The sequence below is a fragment of the Loigolactobacillus rennini DSM 20253 genome (genome assembly GCF_001436505.1).
Classification (GTDB): Bacteria; Bacillota; Bacilli; order Lactobacillales; family Lactobacillaceae; genus Loigolactobacillus; species Loigolactobacillus rennini.
In genome coordinates, this window is record NZ_AYYI01000013.1 from 1 (window position 1) to 2,329 (window position 2,329).

General features: G+C 34.3%; 3 protein-coding genes. All 3 read left to right on the forward strand.

The window, feature by feature from the left end; translation table 11 throughout:
* On the forward strand, positions 1 to 1,527 hold a 1,527-nt coding region (locus FC24_RS02020; protein ID WP_157059067.1), incomplete at its 5' end, for a BglG family transcription antiterminator.
* A gap of 17 nt (positions 1,528 to 1,544) precedes the next feature.
* A complete protein-coding gene (locus FC24_RS02025; protein WP_057873208.1) occupies positions 1,545 to 1,895 on the forward strand; it encodes a PRD domain-containing protein in 351 nt (116 codons plus the stop codon).
* A 21-nt stretch (positions 1,896 to 1,916) separates the two neighbouring features.
* Positions 1,917 to 2,273 carry an SFCGS family glycine-rich protein gene (locus tag FC24_RS02030; RefSeq protein WP_057873209.1) on the forward strand — a complete coding sequence of 119 codons (357 nt, stop codon included), beginning with the start codon at positions 1,917 to 1,919 and terminating at the stop codon, positions 2,271 to 2,273.
* Positions 2,274 to 2,329: the final 56 nt, after the last annotated feature.

A 2,329-nucleotide genomic window follows, 5' to 3' on the forward strand; every position in this document is an offset into this window, starting at 1 on the left:
GGAGATCTCCAAAGGATAGAAACTATCCTTCAACACCATTTGACAAACTTCCATAAATTATATGTTAGTAAAACAACTGTGGTGTCCGATTTAAATACTGTTGAACGTCAATTAAATCGGTACCATGTTAAATTGATAAGGAAAAATTATTATGGCTATACCATTACTGGTTTAGAGGCTAATATTAGATCAGTTTTGGAAGAGATTGTTCAATCTACAGTTAATCATTATGATTTAGCAACAATTATAGATTTATTTTCAGTTAAACCACTTGAAGTCAAATTCGGTATTTCTGATGAATTAGATGCGATTTATCAACGCATATTTAAAATTGTTAAGCAATTAAAAATACTAACTGCGACATCGTTGGACTATAACGATATTTTAACGATTGCGATTCGATTAGGGATTGCAGTTGCACGGCTCAGTATTAACCGACCGATCAATAGTTACTGTCCAGTTTCCATCAAGGAAAGTGAAAAGAATCAGTTACCGTATCAACTTTTTCAGCAAGTATTTAATTGCTATGATTTTTCATTACTGCAGGATGAATATGCTTATATTGCTAATGGGCCTAATGCGAATCTTAAAGACCAAAACATTGTGGTGCTAACTGAAAAAATATTAAATTTTGTTAGCACTTCAACTGGGCATCCTTATCAAAAAGATAATCAATTACGAACAAATTTATTTTCACATTTAATGATGAAGTTAACCAGTCAGTATAAATTTACTAATGAATATAATCCCTTTGTTGCTGATGTAAAGCAAAAATATCCCAGACTCTTTCATGCGATTTATCAAGTAACAAAGAAAGAAATTTCAGCTAATCCGGCAGTTGTTAATGATTCGTTTATCACTTTTATTGCGTTACATTTTTTAGTTTCGTTAGAGAAGTATGTTAATCGCAACCATAATATTAGAATCGTTTATATTTGTTCTACTGGCTTAGGGGTAACGAATTTGATTCAACAAAAAGTTGAAGCATCACTATCGGGCGTTGAAATTGCCGGTTTTGCTTCTTTTGTGAATGCTAAAAAAGAAATTAAACGACTCCAACCCGATTTAGTGATCAGTATTTTTCCACTAAAAGAGGTGACTGTGCCAGTTATTGAAGTTAATCCGGTTCCTTCAAACCAGGATATTTCAAAAATCAAACAAAAGATAGCGGATTTAAAAGAAATTCCAGAAGAACTGTTAACACCTAATAATCAAACATTAGCAACAACTAATAAAAGAGAAGAAACTGTGAGCCGGGACCTAATTATTAAGGGCTTTACAGTTTATGAGCAAGTGAAGGCAATCATGGGTCATGTGATTAACAGTAAATATCAAGATGCCCTTTTACTACACATCCTAATGTCTGTTCACCGTATTTATTATGATCAACAATATCAACAAGTTACTGATATTAATCACGCTTTTATTAAATTTATTGAACCAATTAAGCAGGTTTATCTCAATAATGGATTGGAGATTAACGATTCTGAATTAGTTGCAATTATAGAGTACCTAAATTTTTCTTAGTGTGAGGAGGGGAATGGATGACTAATGATGACATCATGGCAAGTCCAGATATAAAAAAAATGATTGCAGATGCTAAATATCCTAGTAGAACAAAACAAGTCTTTAATTTTACGTTAATAGAGATGAAAAAAAAGCAATTGAGGCCAACCCACACACAGTTATTAGTGTTGGCTAATCATCTTAGCGAAATGGTCACGCGTTCAAACGAACATCAACAATTAACTGCGGTAGATCCTAAGTTATTTGATCAAGTGTCGCGATCTGCGATGGAAATTGCTGAAAAGGTGACTAATAAAATCGGTGATTTAGCGGAATCAGAAAAATATGTTTTGTCGATTCATTTTGAAGCAGCTAAACAAAAAGCATAATGATAATAGGAGGAATTAATAATGGTTAAAGTAATTATTGCAGATCGTATGGGTAAAGGACAAAATGTTGCTCGCGGTGTTGAAGCAGCCGGCGGTGAGGCAATTGTTGTACCCGGAATGGGGGCTGATATGCGTTTAGGTGATGTTATGCAAGAAAAGAAGGGAGATCTAGGCATCTCTTTTTGCGGCAGTGGTGGTGCTGGTGCGATTACTGCTAATACAAAGTATGGTTATCCGGAACGACACGGTATGCGTTCTATTCAAGAAGGTGTCACCGCGATTGAAGAGGGTAAAACGGTGTTAGGATTTGGTTTTATGGACCAAGAAGAATTAGGCAAAAAATTGGTTGAGGCATACAATAAGAAATATTCAGAATAATTTTGGGTCTAGAATTTTTGGTGTTGGAAAGTATTTCCATTCCAAAAGTACTAGGC